This is a genomic window from Streptomyces sp. NPDC058000, assembly GCF_042886435.1.
Classification (GTDB): Bacteria; Actinomycetota; Actinomycetes; order Streptomycetales; family Streptomycetaceae; genus Streptomyces.
Genome location: NZ_JBHVQS010000001.1, coordinates 476632 through 491804 on the forward strand (window position 1 = coordinate 476632; position 15173 = coordinate 491804).

The 15173-nt window shown below is 72.8% G+C and carries 13 protein-coding genes and 1 pseudogene; 11 read left to right on the forward strand and 3 right to left on the reverse strand.

Translation table 11 applies throughout. The features are described from left to right. The first annotated feature begins 36 nt into the window (after nucleotides 1-36). The 3 genes and pseudogenes from ACFVT2_RS02265 to ACFVT2_RS02275 form a co-directional block, all read left to right on the forward strand. Nucleotides 37-708: a DUF5819 family protein gene (locus ACFVT2_RS02265; RefSeq protein WP_390011003.1), complete on the forward strand. Its 672-nt coding sequence runs from the start codon at nucleotides 37-39 to the stop codon at nucleotides 706-708. Then, nucleotides 705-2042 carry an HTTM domain-containing protein gene (locus ACFVT2_RS02270; RefSeq protein WP_390011004.1) on the forward strand — a complete coding sequence of 446 codons (1338 nt, stop codon included), beginning with the start codon at nucleotides 705-707 and terminating at the stop codon, nucleotides 2040-2042. The genes ACFVT2_RS02265 and ACFVT2_RS02270 overlap by 4 nt, the downstream gene beginning before the upstream one ends. 59 nt (nucleotides 2043-2101) lie before the next feature. Beyond that, a pseudogene (locus ACFVT2_RS02275) lies at nucleotides 2102-2203 on the forward strand (rRNA methyltransferase); the annotation flags it as partial. A gap of 78 nt (nucleotides 2204-2281) precedes the next feature. Here ACFVT2_RS02275 and ACFVT2_RS02280 read toward each other — a convergent pair. After that, nucleotides 2282-2983: a sensor domain-containing protein gene (locus ACFVT2_RS02280; protein ID WP_390011006.1), complete on the reverse strand. Its 702-nt coding sequence runs from the start codon at nucleotides 2981-2983 to the stop codon at nucleotides 2282-2284. A 304-nt stretch (nucleotides 2984-3287) separates the two neighbouring features. Between ACFVT2_RS02280 and ACFVT2_RS02285 the strand changes: the two genes are divergently transcribed. After that, nucleotides 3288-3992 carry a TrmH family RNA methyltransferase gene (locus tag ACFVT2_RS02285; protein ID WP_390011232.1) on the forward strand — a complete coding sequence of 235 codons (705 nt, stop codon included), beginning with the start codon at nucleotides 3288-3290 and terminating at the stop codon, nucleotides 3990-3992. Between the two features lie 179 nt (nucleotides 3993-4171). Here ACFVT2_RS02285 and paaN read toward each other — a convergent pair whose 3' ends face one another. Beyond that, a complete protein-coding gene (gene paaN / locus ACFVT2_RS02290) occupies nucleotides 4172-5854 on the reverse strand; it encodes a phenylacetic acid degradation protein PaaN (protein WP_390011008.1) in 1683 nt (560 codons plus the stop codon). A gap of 145 nt (nucleotides 5855-5999) precedes the next feature. On the opposite strand from paaN, the gene ACFVT2_RS02295 reads away from it, so the two are divergent. Beyond that, nucleotides 6000-7520: a 3-hydroxyacyl-CoA dehydrogenase gene (locus tag ACFVT2_RS02295; protein ID WP_390011010.1), complete on the forward strand. Its 1521-nt coding sequence runs from the start codon at nucleotides 6000-6002 to the stop codon at nucleotides 7518-7520. 2 nt (nucleotides 7521-7522) lie between these two features. Beyond that, the gene (locus ACFVT2_RS02300) at nucleotides 7523-8113 is read left to right on the forward strand and encodes a TetR/AcrR family transcriptional regulator (RefSeq protein WP_390011011.1); all 591 of its coding nucleotides are present in this window, start codon (nucleotides 7523-7525) and stop codon (nucleotides 8111-8113) included. Nucleotides 8114-8178: 65 nt separating this feature from the next. Here ACFVT2_RS02300 and ACFVT2_RS02305 read toward each other — a convergent pair whose 3' ends face one another. Continuing rightward, nucleotides 8179-8724 carry an Lrp/AsnC family transcriptional regulator gene (locus tag ACFVT2_RS02305; RefSeq protein WP_390011013.1) on the reverse strand — a complete coding sequence of 182 codons (546 nt, stop codon included), beginning with the start codon at nucleotides 8722-8724 and terminating at the stop codon, nucleotides 8179-8181. 249 nt (nucleotides 8725-8973) lie between these two features. Here ACFVT2_RS02305 and pdhA point away from each other — a divergent pair, with 249 nt between their 5' ends. From pdhA to ACFVT2_RS02330, 5 genes are read left to right on the forward strand one after another with little or no spacing between them, the layout of a single operon-like run. Then, complete coding sequence (pdhA, locus tag ACFVT2_RS02310; protein WP_390011014.1) at nucleotides 8974-10167, forward strand: pyruvate dehydrogenase (acetyl-transferring) E1 component subunit alpha; 1194 nt, start codon at nucleotides 8974-8976, stop codon at nucleotides 10165-10167. Then, the gene (locus ACFVT2_RS02315) at nucleotides 10164-11198 is read left to right on the forward strand and encodes an alpha-ketoacid dehydrogenase subunit beta (protein WP_390011016.1); all 1035 of its coding nucleotides are present in this window, start codon (nucleotides 10164-10166) and stop codon (nucleotides 11196-11198) included. The genes pdhA and ACFVT2_RS02315 overlap by 4 nt, the downstream gene beginning before the upstream one ends. Continuing rightward, on the forward strand, nucleotides 11198-12613 hold the full coding sequence (locus ACFVT2_RS02320; protein WP_390011018.1) for a dihydrolipoamide acetyltransferase family protein: 1416 nt from the start codon (nucleotides 11198-11200) through the stop codon (nucleotides 12611-12613). The genes ACFVT2_RS02315 and ACFVT2_RS02320 overlap by 1 nt, the downstream gene beginning before the upstream one ends. A 54-nt stretch (nucleotides 12614-12667) precedes the next feature. Then, the gene (locus ACFVT2_RS02325; RefSeq protein WP_390011020.1) at nucleotides 12668-13582 is read left to right on the forward strand and encodes an NTP transferase domain-containing protein; all 915 of its coding nucleotides are present in this window, start codon (nucleotides 12668-12670) and stop codon (nucleotides 13580-13582) included. Then, nucleotides 13579-15153, forward strand: a complete 1575-nt coding sequence (locus tag ACFVT2_RS02330) for a molybdopterin molybdotransferase MoeA (protein ID WP_390011022.1) — start codon at nucleotides 13579-13581, stop codon at nucleotides 15151-15153. Before ACFVT2_RS02325 ends, ACFVT2_RS02330 begins: the two co-directional genes overlap by 4 nt. Nucleotides 15154-15173: the final 20 nt, after the last annotated feature.

Here is a 15173-nt window from a genome sequence, read left to right on the forward strand (position 1 = left end):
GGAGACAGCCGTACGAGGACTGGGAACGGGGCGGGAATGCAGTCATACGGGGACGAATCGCGGCCATTGGCCGCGCTGTCGCTGCCCTCGCGCATCGTCATAGGAACGGCGGCCAGCGTCATCGCGGTCGCCGCCCTGATCCATCTCGCGATGATGTTCCTGCACGTCGCGCCGTCGAACACGCTCAGCAAGCAGCAGTCCGGGCTGATCAGCGACTACGTCTACCCGGAGTACGAACAGAACTGGAAGCTGTTCGCCCCCAACCCCCTCCAGCAGAACACCGACGCCCAGGTCCGCGCGCAGCTGCGCTCCCCGGACGGCACGACGCGGACTACCGGCTGGACGGATCTGACCGCCCGCGACGGGCAGGCCATCCTCCACAACCCGCTGCCCAGCCACACCCAGCAGAACCAGCTGCGCCGCGGCTGGGAGCTGCTCTCCAGCACCCTCGACGCGCAGAACCGCCCGACCGGCGACCGCAGTGAGATGTTCGCGCGCTACCTCCGCCGGATCGCGATGCTCCGGATGTCCGGCGAGTGGACCAAGGACGGCGACCGGGTCGAGCAGATCCAGTTCCGCTCGCAGACCACCGCGGTGCTCCCGCCGCCGTGGAGCGCCGAGAAGGTCAGCGACAAGCCCGTCTACCGCGTACTGCCCTGGTGGCAGATCACCGCGAACGACCTGCCCGAGGGGGCGACGAACAAGTGACGTCACCGACGCCGCCGCGCACCGCCCCGCAGGCCACCGACGCCCCCGCGCAGGCTCCCGCCGTCTATCAGGAGACCCGCGTCGAACGCGTCATCGGTCGCGGTTTCACCCGGGTCACCGCCCGCGCGCTGGCCCCGTACCAGACCGCCGTCATCCGGATCGGCTTCGCCGGCACCTGGCTGCTGTTCCTCCTGCGGGAATGGCCGTACCGGCAGCAGCTCTACGGGCCCGCCGGCCCCTTCGACTTCGGCATGGCGCGCCAACTGCTCAACGGCAACCACGGCTTTTCCGTCCTGGTGTGGTCCGACGGCCGCGGCTGGTTCGAGTGCGTCTACCTCCTGGCCATCGTGGCCAGCGCACTGCTGATGCTCGGCTGGCGCACCCGCACCATGTCGGTGCTGTTCATGGTCGGTGTGCTCTCGCTGCAGAACCGCAGCGTCTTCATCGGGGACGGCGGCGACAACGTCATCCACCTGATGGCGATGTACCTCGTGCTGACCCGGTGCGGGCAGGTGTGGTCGCTGGACGCCCGCCGCGCCGGGCGGGCGGCGGCCACCGGCGGGCCGGAAGACGCCGCGGCCCCACCCCGTGACGTGACCGGCATCGTCCTGTGGGCGGTGCTCGGCCTCGCCCTCGCCGTGGCCCAGTTGCAGGGCGCCGCCGGGCTCACCTGGTTCGGGCACGGGCCGTTCCCGCACTTCGGCTGGAGCCTGGCCCTGTGGGGACTGTGGGCGGCGCACGGCCTGTGGTGGGCGGTGCAGCGGTACGCCCCCGGGGAGCCCCGGACCGTCCTCGACACCCTCGCCAAACTGGCGCACAACGCCGTCCTGTTGGTGATCATGGTCGAGGTCTGCCTGGTCTACGCCACCGCCGGCTGGTACAAGATCCAGGGCTCACGCTGGCAGGACGGCACCGCCGTCTTCTACCCGATGCACCTCGACTACTTCTCCCCCTGGCCGGGCCTGTCGCAGCTGCTCGGCAGCAACGGCCTGATGGTCATGCTGATCACGTACGGGACCGTGATCGTGCAGGTCGCCTTCCCGTTCACCCTCTTCAACCGGCGCCTGAAGAACGTGCTGCTGGTCGCCATGATCTGCGAGCACCTCTCGATCGCGGTCCTGCTGGGCCTGCCGTTCTTCTCCCTGGCGATGATCACCGCCGACGCCGTCTTCCTGCCGACCAACTTCCTGACCTGGCTCGGCGGCCGGCTCTCCCGCCTGCGCCGACGGCTGTTCCCCCGCACCGACGGCCCCGGCCCGGAGGCGGCATCCGGCGACGGTGCGCCCGAGGTCGCTGCCCGTTCCGGCGGCGATGGCCATACACCTGTGGAGTGAGCAGCGAAGCCACCGCCCTCGCCGAGCCCCTCCGGTAAGACGACGGGTGCGGACCCGAGATCGGCGTCGGACCGCACCCGCGGCCCTGGCCGCAGGACGGCCGCCACGCCCCCGAGCTGCTAGCCGACGGCGTACGCCGCAACGTCGTCGACCGCTGCCGAGATGCGCGCCCACGTGTGAGGCTCGTCAGCGTCCATGAGCCGTATCCGGACCGGCGGGTTCCACGAGGATCCGCACGCCTAGTGGATGTCCGACGGGCGGAGCAGGGTCTGTGAGAGGCGGGACTGGGCACGCAGGATGTACGGCCCCGCCCACAAGGAGAGAAGGATCTCCAGCACGCCCATACCGGCCGCGAAGCGCGTGGTGTGGGCGCTCAGCGGGATGAACAGGAACCAGCTGTTGTCGAAGGCGGGGGCCACGGACTCCCAGATGTACGGCAGGGCGATGCCGAACGCGCCGTGGACGAGCAGGGCGAACGGGAGCAGCGCGAGGAACCCGATGAAGGTTGCGGCGAGTTGGGCCCAGCCCAGATCGCGCCAGGTGGCCGGGGACCGGAGCACGGAGAGGACGCGCCGCACGAGCGGCGGGGTGGAGCGTGGGGTGGATCGGGGCGCCGGCCGGGCGGCTTCGGGGCGCTCCGGTGCGGCCGGGGGTATGCCGTACCAGCGACGACCCAGTTCGAGCTGACGGTTCGCCAGGGCGTGCAGGGCGCGGGCCGCGTCGGGTACCAGCGCGAAGCCGAGCCAGATGAACAGCAGGCACATCGAGATCAGCAGCAGCCAGGACATCACCGCGGAGACCAGGCCGAGACCCAGCAGGGCCAGTCCGCGCCACGGTGCCAGCAGGCGACCGCCCAGGGTCGGCCGCCAGCGCTCCGTCTCGGCCCGCGGCGGCAGCGCCCCCGCTCGCGGCTCGGCCTCGTACGCGATGTGGTCTGCCATGTCCGCCGTCCTTACTTCCCCGTTGTGCTGTGCGGGAACGCTCGGTCCGGCGCGCCGCTACGAGATCATTGTCTCGGAAGGGGCATCGGGAATCAGTGGGGCTATCCCTACCTTTTCGGCCCACTGCGCGCGGAGGACGGCATCCTGCCCATCGGCAGCGCGGCGGCCTGATCACCGAACTGGCCTCCTCAGGGGAGTGGTTCCGGGCGAAGGCCCTGGTAGCGGCAGTGAGCCGTAGTCTGAAGTGGTGAGCGAGGACGAGATCACGAGAGCTGTACGACAGTGGCAGGACGCCGCGCTTGAGATGGTGCTGCTGGACGGGTTTCATGCCCTGAAGCACGCTCTCCGCTTCGGGGCGGACGTTCGCGTGGCGATCTCCAGTGACAAGGGCTCCGTTCTGACGCTGGCTGGTGAGTTGGCCGACGACCTCACCGACCGGATCGGCGATCTCGTGATCGAGGTGCCGGCCGAAACCCTCCGGGACCTTGTGCCCAGGGTGCACCCCACGCGAGTGGCCGGCCTGGCGGTTCGCCCGGACCCCCGACGAAATCTGGAGAACCTGTCGCGGGCCCCGCGGCCGGCTCCGGTCGTCGTCCTGGAGAACCCCCGCAACCTGGGGAATGTCGGCGCCGTGGTCCGGCTTGCTGCCGGCTTCGGAGCCGCGGGCGTGGTCACTACCGGTGATCTGGACCCGTGGCACCCCAACGTGGTGCGCGCAGCAGCGGGCCTTCATTACGCGACCGCGGTCGAGAGTCTCCAGCTCGACGACCTACCGCCGGGGCCGGTGTACGCGCTGGACCCGGAGGGGGACGACATCAGATCCGTGGTGCTTCCCGATGACGCGCTGCTGGCGTTCGGTTCCGAACGGCACGGGATTTCGCCGGAACTCCGGAAGCGGGCCGCCAAGCTCGTAGCCCTCCCGATGAGGCCCCAGGTGTCCAGCTACAACCTGGCTACGAGTGTCGCCATGGCGCTGTTCCACTGGGGAGGCACGCACCCGGCGCCGTGAGCAGCCATGACGACAGGCGGCCACTCCACCCCCGTTATGCGGCCGATGCTTCGACATCGGCCCGGTGGTCCGGACCGCCCATGCCTTCCTCGCCACGGAGATCCACTCCGTCGGTCATCGCCGCCGGAACCGTCGCGGCGCGGGGCACGGGCAACTCCCCGGGCCCCGCGCCGCGAACCTCACGCCTCCCGCCGGACCTCCACCGTCCGGAACCGGTTCGCCACGAAGGCGCCGTCGGACAGCGCCGCGTTGGCCGCCGGATTGCCCCCCGAGCCGTGGAAGTCGGAGAACGCCGCGGTCTGGTTCACATATACCCCACCGGTCAGATTCAGCGACAGCTGGGCGCACTCCTCCAGACATGCCTCCTCCACCAGGCGCTCCACCTCGGTCGAGGTGGTGTACGCGCCGACCGTCATGGCGCCCTTCTCGCGGATCGTGCGGCGCAGCAGTGCCACCGCATCGGCGGCGGAATCGACCGCCACCGCGAAGGACACCGGACCGAAGCACTCCGACAGGTACGCCGCCTCGGAGTCCGGCTTGGCGCCGTCCAGCTTGACGATCACCGGCGTGCGGACCGTGGCCCCCGGGAACTCCGGATTCGCCACCTCGCGCGAGGCCAGCGCCACCTCACCGAGCCCGGAAGCCTCCCCGATCCGCTCCTTGACCTGCGGATTGACGATCGCGCCGAGCAGTGCGTTGGCCCGCGCGTCATCGCCCAGCAGGCCGCCGACCGCGCCCGCCAGATCGCTGACGACCTCGTCGTACGACTTCGGGCCCGCGTCCGTGTCGATGCCGTCCCGCGGGATCAGCAGATTCTGCGGCGTGGTGCACATCTGCCCGCTGTAGAGCGACAGCGAGAAGGCGAGGTTGCTGAGCATGCCCTTGTAGTTGTCCGTGGACTCGATGACCACGGAGTTGACGCCGGCCTTCTCTGTGTAGACCTGCGCCTGGCGGGCGTGCGACTCCAGCCAATCGCCGAAGGCGGTCGAGCCGGTGTAGTCGATGATCCGGACCTCGGGCCGGACCGCCAGCGTCTTGGCCAGGCCCTCGCCGGGCCTGTCCACCGCCAGGCACACCAGGTCGGCGGGGAAACCGGCCTCGGCGAGCACCTCCCGGGCCACCCGGACGGTCAGCGCCAGCGGCAGCACGGCGCGCGGATGCGGCTTGACCAGCACCGGATTGCCCGTCGCCAGCGAAGCGAAAAGACCCGGATAGCCGTTCCACGTCGGGAAGGTGTTGCAGCCGATCACCAGGGCCACGCCGCGCGGCACGGCCGTGAAGCTCTTGGTCAGCTCCAGCGGGTCCCGCTTGCCCTGCGGCTTGGTCCACGCCGCCTTCTGCGGGGTGCGGGTCTGCTCCTCATAGGCGTACGCGACCGCCTCCAGGCCGCGGTCCTGGGCGTGCGGCCCGCCCGCCTGGAACGCCATCATGAACGCCTGGCCGCTGGTGTGCATCACGGCCTGCGCGAACTCATGGGTGCGCGCGCTGATCCGTGCCAGGACCTCCAGGCACACCGCGGCGCGGACCTCCGGGCCGGCGTCCCGCCATGCGGGGATCGCGGCCTGCATGGCCGGCAGCAGCACCGAGACGTCCGGGTGCGGATAGGTGACGCCCAACTCCGGTCCGTAGGGCGAGACTTCCTCGCCCGTCCAGTCGTCCGTGCCGGGCTGGTCGAGCGCGAAACGGGTGCCGCGCAGCGCCTCGAAGGCGGCCAGGCCGTCCTGCGCGGCGTTCTCGCCGTAGGCCTTGGGGTGCTCGGGGTGCGGGGACCAGTACGCGCGGGTGCGGATAGTTTCCAGCGCCTTGTCGAGGGTCGGGCGGTGCTTCTCGATCAACTGCGCTGCGGTCATTTCGGCGGCCATCGATGACCAACTCCTCGTCGACTGCGCGGAAAGTGGATAGGGGCTGGGAGTGACACAGCAACAGAGTTAGAGTAACCGAACGATCGGTCGGGGCAAGAGGGCCCGGCCAACCTGGGGAAAACTCGGTCGGGGAGGATCAGCTGCCATGACGGCAATCGGCACCGACACCACCGTGGCAGTGGTGGGCACGGGCACCATGGGACAGGGGATCGCGCAGGTGGCGCTGGTCGCCGGTCACCCCGTACTGCTCTACGACAGCGCCCCGGGCCGGGCCGCGCAGGCAACCGGAGCCATCGTGCGGCGGCTGGACCGACTGGTGGAGAAAGGCCGGATCTCGGCGGCCGAACGGGACGCCGCCCGCGCCCGCCTCTCCCCCGCCGAAGCACTCGCCGAACTCGCCGACGCCGCGCTCGTCGTAGAGGCGATCCTGGAGCAACTCCCAGCCAAACAGGAGCTGTTCCGCTCCCTTGAGGACATCGTCCCGGTGGACTGCCTGCTGGCCACCAACACCTCCTCCCTGTCCGTGACCGCCGTCGCGGGCGGGCTCCGGCACCCCGGCCGCTGCGTGGGCATGCACTTCTTCAACCCCGCACCACTGCTCCCCCTGGTCGAGATCGTCAGCGGCTTCGCCACCGACGAGGCCGCCGCGACCGCCGCCTACGACACCGCCGCGGCCTGGGGAAAGACCCCGGTGCGCAGCGCCGACACCCCCGGCTTCATCGTCAACCGCATCGCCCGCCCCTTCTACGCCGAGGCCCTGCGCGTCCACGAGGAGCGGGCCGCCGACCCCGCCACCATCGACGCCGTCCTCCGCGAGGGCAGCGGCTTCCGGATGGGCCCGTTCGAACTCACCGACCTCATCGGGCAGGACGTGAACGAGGCGGTCACCCACTCGGTGTGGACCGCGTTCTTCCAGGACCCGAAGTTCACGCCTTCCCTGGCGCAGCGCCGCCTGGTGGAGTCCGGTCTGCACGGCCGCAAAACGGGACGTGGCTGGTTCGACTACGCCGAGGGCGCCCGCCGGCCCGAGCCGAACACCGCCGGGCCCTGCCCGGCGCCCTCCTCGGTCACCGTGCACGCGGGGCTCCCCGGACCCGCCGCGGTGGTGCGCGAGCTGATCGAGGAAGCCGGCATCAAGGTCACCCACGACCGCACGCCGGGGGAGTCCGAGGGCTTCATCCGCCTGCCCGGAGGGGCCCGCCTGGCCCTGACCAACGGCTGCCCGGCCACCGGCCGGGGCCCCGGCGCCACCATCCGCTTCGACCTCTCGCTCGACTACCGGGCCGCGACCCGGGTCGCCCTCGCCCCCTCGGCCACCACCTCCGAGGCGGATCTCGCCGAGGCTGTCGGCCTCTTCCAGGCGCTGGGCAAACAGGTCAGCGTCATCGACGACCTTCCCGGCATGATCGTCGCCCGGACGGTCGCGATGATCATCGACTTCGCCGTGGACGCCGCGGCCCGGGGCGTCGCCACCCCCGACGACATCGACACGGCGATGCGGCTCGGGGTGAACTACCCCGGTGGCCCCATGGAGTGGGCCGATGGGCTCGGTGCCCACTGGGTCCGGGGTCTGCTGGACTCCCTGCACCACCAGAATGCCGGGGGACGCTACGTACCGTCCTGGGCGCTGCGGCGCCGTGCGGACCTTGAGGAATTGGTGCTCTAATCATGACCATGGCCAAGCGCGACGCCTACACGCCCGATTCGCTGCTCGCAGTCTCCGTCGAGGTGTTCATCGAGCGCGGCTACGACGGCACCTCCATGGAGCACCTCTCCAAAGCGGCCGGCATTTCCAAGTCGTCGATCTATCACCATGTGCGGAGCAAGGAAGAGCTGCTCCGCCGCGCGATAAGCCGAGCCCTGGACGGGCTCTTCGGCGTTCTGGCGGAACCCGGCGCCCAGGTGGGGCGGGCGATCGAGCGGCTGGAATACGTCACCCGGCGTGAGGCCGAGGTGCTGATGGACGAACTTCCCTACGTGACGCTGCTGTTGCGGGTGCGCGGGAACACCGACACCGAGCGGTGGGCCATGGAGCGCCGCCGCGACTTCGACCACAGGGTCGCCGACCTCCTGAAGGAGGCCGCCGCCGACGGCGACCTACGGGACGACGTGGACGTTCGGCTGGCGGCCCGCCTGCTGTTCGGCATGATCAATTCGGTCGTGGAGTGGTACCGGCCGGGGCGGGGCGACGCGGCGAGCCGCGACGAGGTCGCGGAGGCCGTGGTGCGGACGGCGTTCTCGGGGTTGCGCAAGGTCTGAGGGGGCGCGCGCACGGCTCGGGGTCGGGCGCGGCTGCTGCTCCCCCGCCCCCGTTCCCAAGCCCCTCAGCCCCTCAGCCCCTCGCCCCCGCCCCACCCCTCCTCCAGCCCCAGATCCGTCTCTTCGAACACCAACAGCGTGCGGGTGCTCAGCACCTCCGGTATCGACTGGATCCGGGTCAGGACCAGTTCGCGCAGCTCGCGGTTGTCCTTGGTGTGCACCAGCAACAGCACATCGAAATCACCGCTGACCAGGGCGATGTGGGCGGCCCCGGGCAGCGCGGTGAGCTGCTTGCGCACGGTCCGCCAGGAGTTCTGCACGATCTTCAAGGTTATGTAGGCGGAAGCGCCCTGACCTGCTCTTTCCTGGTCCACGAGAGCGCTGAAGCCACGAATGACGCCGTCGTCGAGCAGCCGGTTGATCCGCGCGTAGGCATTGGCGCGGGAAACGTGCACCTGCTCGGCGACGGAGCGTATCGAGGCCCGGCCGTCGGTCCGTAGCAGGCGCAGGATGGCGCGGTCGATGGTGTCGAGGGGGCGTGCGGCCGGAGGTGAGGGGGCGGCCGCCGTCGACGGCTGCCCGCCCGGACTGGCCATCTGTTCCTCCGGCATATGGTCCCGCCTCCCCTTTGTGGACTCCCTGCCTTCATCACAAGCTGTGGAGAACCGTTTGTCCACAGGCTGAACCCGCCTGTAGCCAAAATGCATCAACGACCGAACAATCGGTAGGGAAGGGCCAACCGGCCCCGACCGTTCGCGTTCTGCCCGGCCTCCCCAGCGACCGCTGGGAGGTACCCCGGCCCGCCCACCACCCCATGAGGCGCATCGCGCCACCCCTTCGATGACGAGGAGGTGCCCGTCATGACGGTCCTTGAGCAGCCCGGCAGCAGCAGGCACACCAGTGGCCTTGCCAGCCCGCCGCCCGCCTGGCGGCCGCGCGTCGATCCCGCGCCCCTCCTGCCCGACGCCGAGCCGTACCGCCTACTGGGCACGGACGCCGCCCGCCGGCTCGACCCCGGACTGCTGAAGCGGCTCTACGTCGAGCTGGTCCGCGGCCGCCGGTACAACACCCAAGCCACCGCCCTCACCCGGCAGGGCCGGCTGGCGGTCTACCCCTCGTCCACGGGCCAGGAAGCCTGCCAGGTAGCCGCGGCACTCGCCCTCCAGGAGCAGGACTGGCTCTTCCCCAGCTACCGCGACACCCTCGCCGCCGTCGCCCGCGGCCTCGATCCCGTACAGGCCCTGACCCTCCTACGGGGCGACTGGCACACCGGTTACGACCCGTACGAGCACCGCATCGCCCCCCTGTGCACCCCGCTCGCCACCCAGCTCCCGCACGCCGTGGGCCTGGCGCACGCCGCCCGCCTCAAGGGCGACGAGGTGGTCGCGCTGGCAATGGTCGGCGACGGCGGCACGAGCGAGGGCGACTTCCACGAGGCACTCAATTTCGCCGCCGTCTGGCAGGCACCGGTCGTCTTCCTCGTGCAGAACAACGGCTTCGCGATCTCCGTGCCGCTCGCCAAGCAGACCGCCGCGCCGACCCTCGCCCACAAGGCGGTCGGCTACGGCATGCCCGGCCGCCTGGTGGACGGCAACGACGCCCCCGCCATGCACGAGGTGCTCAGCGGCGCGGTGCGGCGGGCCCGTGAAGGCGGTGGCCCCACCCTCGTCGAGGCCATCACCTACCGCGTCGACGCCCACACCAACGCCGATGACGCCACCCGCTACCGCACCGAGGCGGAGGTCGAGACCTGGCGGGCCCACGATCCGATAGCCCTGCTGGAGCGCGAGCTGGCCGACCGCGACCTGCTCGGCGACGAGTTCGCCACCGCCGCCCGGGACGGCGCCGAACGACTCGCCGCCGACCTCCGGGAGCGGATGCACACCGACCCGCAGCTGGACCCGATGGACCTGTTCGACCACGTTTTCACCCGGCAGACCAGCCAACTGCGTTCCCAGGCCGCCCAGTTGCGCGCCGAGCTGGACGCCGAGGCCGAAGGACAGCCCGGGACCGCCACGGGCACCGCGACGCCCGCCCAGGAGGCCAGGCCATGACGACCACCGCCGCGCCGACCGCGCGCAAACCGGCCACCATGGCGCAGGCACTCACCCGCGCGCTGCGCGACGCCATGGCCGATGACCCCGCCGTCCACGTGATGGGCGAGGACGTCGGCGCGCTGGGCGGCGTCTTCCGGGTCACCGACGGCCTGACCAAGGAGTTCGGCGAGGACCGCTGCAGCGACACCCCGCTCGCCGAGGCCGGCATCCTGGGCGCCGCCGTCGGCATGGCCATGTACGGGCTGCGGCCGGTTGTGGAGATGCAGTTCGACGCGTTCGCCTACCCGGCGTTCGAGCAACTGGTCAGCCACGTCGCCCGGATGCGCAACCGCACCCGCGGCGCCGTCGCCATGCCGCTGACCATCCGCATCCCCTACGGCGGCGGAATCGGCGGCGTCGAGCACCACAGCGACTCCTCCGAGGCGTACTACCTCGCCACCCCCGGCCTCCAGGTCGTCACCCCCGCGACCGTCGAGGACGCCTACGGACTGCTGCGCGCCTCCATCGCCTCCGACGACCCGGTCGTCTTCCTCGAACCCAAGCGGCTCTACTGGACCAAGGCCGACTGGTCAGCGGAGGCGCCCACCCCGGTCGCCCCCCTGGGCCGCGCCGAGATCCGCCGCCGCGGCAGCAGCGCCACGCTCCTCACGTACGGCCCGTCCCTGCCCGTCTGCCTGGAGGCCGCCGAGGCCGCCCGCGCCGAGGGCTGGGACCTGGAAGTCGTCGATCTGCGCAGCCTGGTGCCGTTCGACGACGACACGGTCTGCGCGTCGGTACGGCGCACCGGTCGTGCCGTGGTCGTCCACGAGTCGGGTGGGTTCGGCGGCCCCGGTGGCGAGATCGCCGCGCGGATCACCGAGCGCTGCTTCCACCACCTGGAGGCGCCGGTGCTGCGCGTCGCCGGCTTCGACATCCCCTATCCGCCGCCCATGATGGAGCGCCATCACCTCCCCGGCGTGGACCGGATCCTGGACACCGTCGCCCGCCTCCAGTGGGAGTCGCGCTGGACCGAAGGACGTGGTGCGTGATGGCCGTGGTGCGCGAGTTCACCCTGCCCGACCTGGGGGAGGGCCTCACCGAGGCGGTGATCGTGCAGTGGCTGGTCGAGGTCGGTGAGGTGGTGGCCGTCGACCAGCCGGTGGTGGAGGTCGAGACCGCCAAGGCGATGGTCGAGGTGCCCTGCCCGTACGGCGGGGTGGTCACCGCCCGCTTCGGTGCGGAGGGCGCCGAAGTCCCGGTGGGCGCACCCCTGGTGACGGTCGCGGTCGGCGCGGTGCCGGACGACCTCGTCGGCGGCGGGTCGGGCCCCGGCGCCGCCGGTGCGCCGGACCCGGTCCCCGTCCCGGCGTCCCCGGCCCCCGAGGCCGAGGGAGCGGAGGCGGCCGACTCCGGTTCGGGAAACGTCCTGGTCGGCTACGGGACGAGCGGCGCCGCGGCCCGGCGACGCCGGATCCTGCCGGGCGCACCGGAGGACTCCGTGCGCCGGCCCGCCGAGCCCGCCCCCACCGTCACCGCGGACGCCGCCACTCCCACGGAGGCCGACGGCACCCGCACGGTGGCCGTCATCTCGCCGCTGGTGCGCCGCATCGCCCGGGAACACTGCCTGGACCTGCGGGACGTACGGGGCACCGGGCGCGACGGCCTGATCCTCCGCACGGACGTCGAGTCCGCGATCCGGTCCCTGAGCGAACGCCGGCCCGCCGCTGCCGGCGCACCGGTCCGACCCGGCGCCGCGGTGGCCGGGCCCGTCCCCGGGGAGGAGCGGATCCCGCTCAAGGGTCTGCGCGGTGCCGCGGCCGAGAAGTTCAGCCGCAGCCGCCGCGAGATCCCGGACGCGACGTGCTGGGTGGACGCCGACGCCACCGAACTCCTCGCCGCCCGCCGGGCGATGAACGCCCCCGGCGCCCCCAAGGTGTCGCTGCTGGCCCTCCTGGCCCGCATCTGCACGGCCGCGCTCGCCCGCTACCCCGAGCTCAACGCCACCGTGGACACCACGGCCCAGGAGATCGTCCGGCTGCCCGGCGTCCATCTGGGCTTCGCGGCGCAGACCGACCGCGGCCTGGTGGTGCCGGTCGTCCGGGACGCCCAGGACCGCACGGTCGAGCAGCTGTCCGCCGAGATCGCCCGGCTCACCGACGCCGCGCGGGCCGGAAAGCTGTCCCCCGCCGAGTTGTCCCACGGCACGTTCACGCTGAACAACTACGGCGTCTTCGGGGTCGACGGCTCCACCCCGATCCTCAACCACCCCGAGGCGGCGATGCTCGGCGTCGGCCGGATAGCCGCCAAGCCCTGGGTGCACGAGGGCGAGTTGGCGGTGCGGCAGGTGGTCCAGCTCTCGTTCACCTTCGACCACCGGGTGTGCGACGGCGGCACCGCGGGCGGTTTCCTGCGCTATGTGGCCGACTGCGTGGAGCAGCCCGCGCTGCTGCTGCGCGCGCTGTGACGGTCGGGCGGCGGCCGGCGGTGTGAGCGCGCCGCCCCCGGCGATACTCAAGGGGTGAGCGACCACACCGACTACGACGCGATCGTGCTGGCCGGAGGGGCGGCCCGACGGCTCGGTGGGGCGGACAAACCCGCCCTGCCGGTCGGCGGCCGGGCCCTCCTGGACCGGGTCCTGGCCACCTGCCCCGACGCCGCGGTCACCGTCGTCGTCGGCCCCGCGCGCCCGACCGCCCGCCCCGTGGCCCAGGCCCTCGAAGACCCACCCGGCGGCGGTCCGCTCGCCGCGCTCGACGCCGGACTGCGCCACACCACCGCCCCCACGGTGCTGGTCCTCTCCGCCGACCTGCCGTTCCTGACGGCCGCGACCGTACGCGCCCTCCTCAAGGCGGCGACGGCCGGTGGCGCTTTCCCCCGGGACGGGGCGCTGCTGCGCGATGCGGAAGGGCGGGACCAGCCGTTGGTGGCGGCCTACCGGTCCGCCCCGCTGCGCCGCGAACTGGACCGACTGCGGACCGACCACGGCACCCTGACCGGTCTGCCGCTGCGCCCCCTGCTCTCCGCGCTGGCCCTCGCCCGGGTCCCGGACACCACGTCCACGGCGTCCTTCGACTGCGACACCTGGGAGGACCTCGGCACGGCACGTGCCCGGATCAGGGAGCATGGACACGTGTTGGACGAATGGATCACCGCAGTCAAGGCCGAACTGGGCATCGACCTCGATGTCGACACGGCGGCACTCCTCGACCTCGCGCGGGACGCGGCACACGGCGTGGCCCGCCCGGCCGCGCCGCTGACCACCTTCCTGGTCGGCTACGCGGCGGGTCAGCAGGGCCGCGACGTGGCGGAACTCGCGCAGCGGGCCGCCGCACTGGCCGACCGCTGGGCGGCGGAATCCGCGGCCGAGGAGGCCACGGTGGCACGGGCGACCGGCGCCGGCGCCCCGGCCGACGAAGCGAAGCCCGCGGAATGACCGACGGGGAGCGCGGCGACCCGTTCGCCGACGAGTTCGCCGACGCGCTCGCACTGGCCAATGACACCGGGTCGGCCCGGCGGCGGTCCGGGATCGCCGACCCACCAGGCGCGCCCGTGGGTGCCGCGACCGGTGCGCACGCCGCCGGCTGCGCGGGGCCGCCCCCGACCGGCGGTGCCCCCGGGCCCGGCCCCGCCGACCCGGACCGCCCCGCCGCCCCCGGTGGCGGGCAGGGCACCGCGTCCGCCCGCCCCGGCAAGCGGTCCTCCGGCCCTCCCGCCACGCCCTGGCGCACCGCCCGGGGCATCGCCGAACACGCGGTGCACGAGCCCCCCGGGCCCGGTACGGCCGGGCTCGCCGACGCGCTCGGCCGCACGCTCGCCGCTCCCCTCACGGCCCTCACCGACCTGCCGTCGTTCGACACTTCGGCGATGGACGGCTGGGCGGTGGCCGGCCCCGGCCCCTGGCGTGTCGACCGTGCCGCGGACGACACCGGGACCGGTCCGGACACCGGCATCCTCGCCGGCCACGCCACCACCGCGGCGCTCCCCGACGGCCATGCGCTCCCCATCGCCACCGGTGGCCGCATCCCGGCCGGTGCCACCGCGGTGCTGCGCAGCGAGCACGGCGAGGTCCTCGAACTCCCCGACGGCCGGGCACGGCTGTACGCGCCGCGACCGGTGCCGCCGGGCCAGGACATCCGCCCGCGCGGCCAGGAGTGCCGGTGCGGTGACCGACTCCTGCCCGCCGGCACGCTGGTGACCCCCGCGGTCCTCGGCCTGGCCGCGGCGGCCGGCTACGACGCGCTCTCCGTCCACCCCCGGCCCCGCGTCGACGTGCTCGTCCTCGGCGACGAGCTGCTGCGCAGCGGACTGCCCGAGGGCGGCCGGATCCGCGATGCGCTCGGCCCGATGCTGGTGCCTTGGCTGTGCGCCCTGGGCGCCGCGGCGGCGCCCCCGCGGCACCTCGGCGATGACGCCGACGCGCTGCACGACGCCCTCGCCGGGTCCACCGCCGACCTGGTCATCACCACCGGCGGCACCGCGTCGGGCCCCGTCGACCACGTGCACCCCACCCTCCGACGGCTCGGCGCGGAGCTCCTGGTGGACGGCGTGGCGGTGCGCCCCGGCCATCCCATGCTGCTGGCCCGCCTCGCACCGGGCCGGCACCTCGTCGGCCTCCCGGGCAATCCGCTGGCCGCGGTGTCCGGTCTGCTCACCCTCGCCGAACCCCTGCTCCGCACGCTCGCCGCCCGCCGTCCCGCCGCGCCGTACCGGGTGCCGCTGGCCGCGGCCGTCCACGGCCATCCGGGGGACACCCGGCTCGTCCCGGTGGCCTACCGCGACGACGACCGGCACGGGCTGGTGGCCGCGCCGCTGCACTTCCACGGGCCCGCGATGCTGCGCGGGATCGCCGCCGCCGACGCGATGGCCGTCGTCCCGCCGGGCGGCGCGGAGCGCGGCACCGAGGTCGAGCTCCTCGAACTGCCCTGGCCGGCGGGCTGGTCGGCGGGTTGGCCGGCACCCGACACCTCCTACGACCCCACGGCCCCCACCGGAGGCGCCGCGTGAAGCTGCCGTCCCATGACGCC

Coding starts and splice junctions, on each gene's coding strand:
- ACFVT2_RS02300 (WP_390011011.1), top strand. CDS start 7,523: ATGACCATGGCCAAGCGCGACGCCTACACGCCCGATTCGCTGCTCGCA.
- ACFVT2_RS02285 (WP_390011232.1), top strand. CDS start 3,288: ATGGTGCTGCTGGACGGGTTTCATGCCCTGAAGCACGCTCTCCGCTTC.
- ACFVT2_RS02295 (WP_390011010.1), top strand. CDS start 6,000: ATGACGGCAATCGGCACCGACACCACCGTGGCAGTGGTGGGCACGGGC.
- ACFVT2_RS02320 (WP_390011018.1), top strand. CDS start 11,198: ATGGCCGTGGTGCGCGAGTTCACCCTGCCCGACCTGGGGGAGGGCCTC.
- ACFVT2_RS02305 (WP_390011013.1), bottom strand. CDS start 8,724: ATGCCGGAGGAACAGATGGCCAGTCCGGGCGGGCAGCCGTCGACGGCG.
- paaN (WP_390011008.1), bottom strand. CDS start 5,854: ATGGCCGCCGAAATGACCGCAGCGCAGTTGATCGAGAAGCACCGCCCG.
- ACFVT2_RS02265 (WP_390011003.1), top strand. CDS start 37: ATGCAGTCATACGGGGACGAATCGCGGCCATTGGCCGCGCTGTCGCTG.
- ACFVT2_RS02280 (WP_390011006.1), bottom strand. CDS start 2,983: ATGGCAGACCACATCGCGTACGAGGCCGAGCCGCGAGCGGGGGCGCTG.
- ACFVT2_RS02315 (WP_390011016.1), top strand. CDS start 10,164: ATGACGACCACCGCCGCGCCGACCGCGCGCAAACCGGCCACCATGGCG.
- ACFVT2_RS02330 (WP_390011022.1), top strand. CDS start 13,579: ATGACCGACGGGGAGCGCGGCGACCCGTTCGCCGACGAGTTCGCCGAC.
- pdhA (WP_390011014.1), top strand. CDS start 8,974: ATGACGGTCCTTGAGCAGCCCGGCAGCAGCAGGCACACCAGTGGCCTT.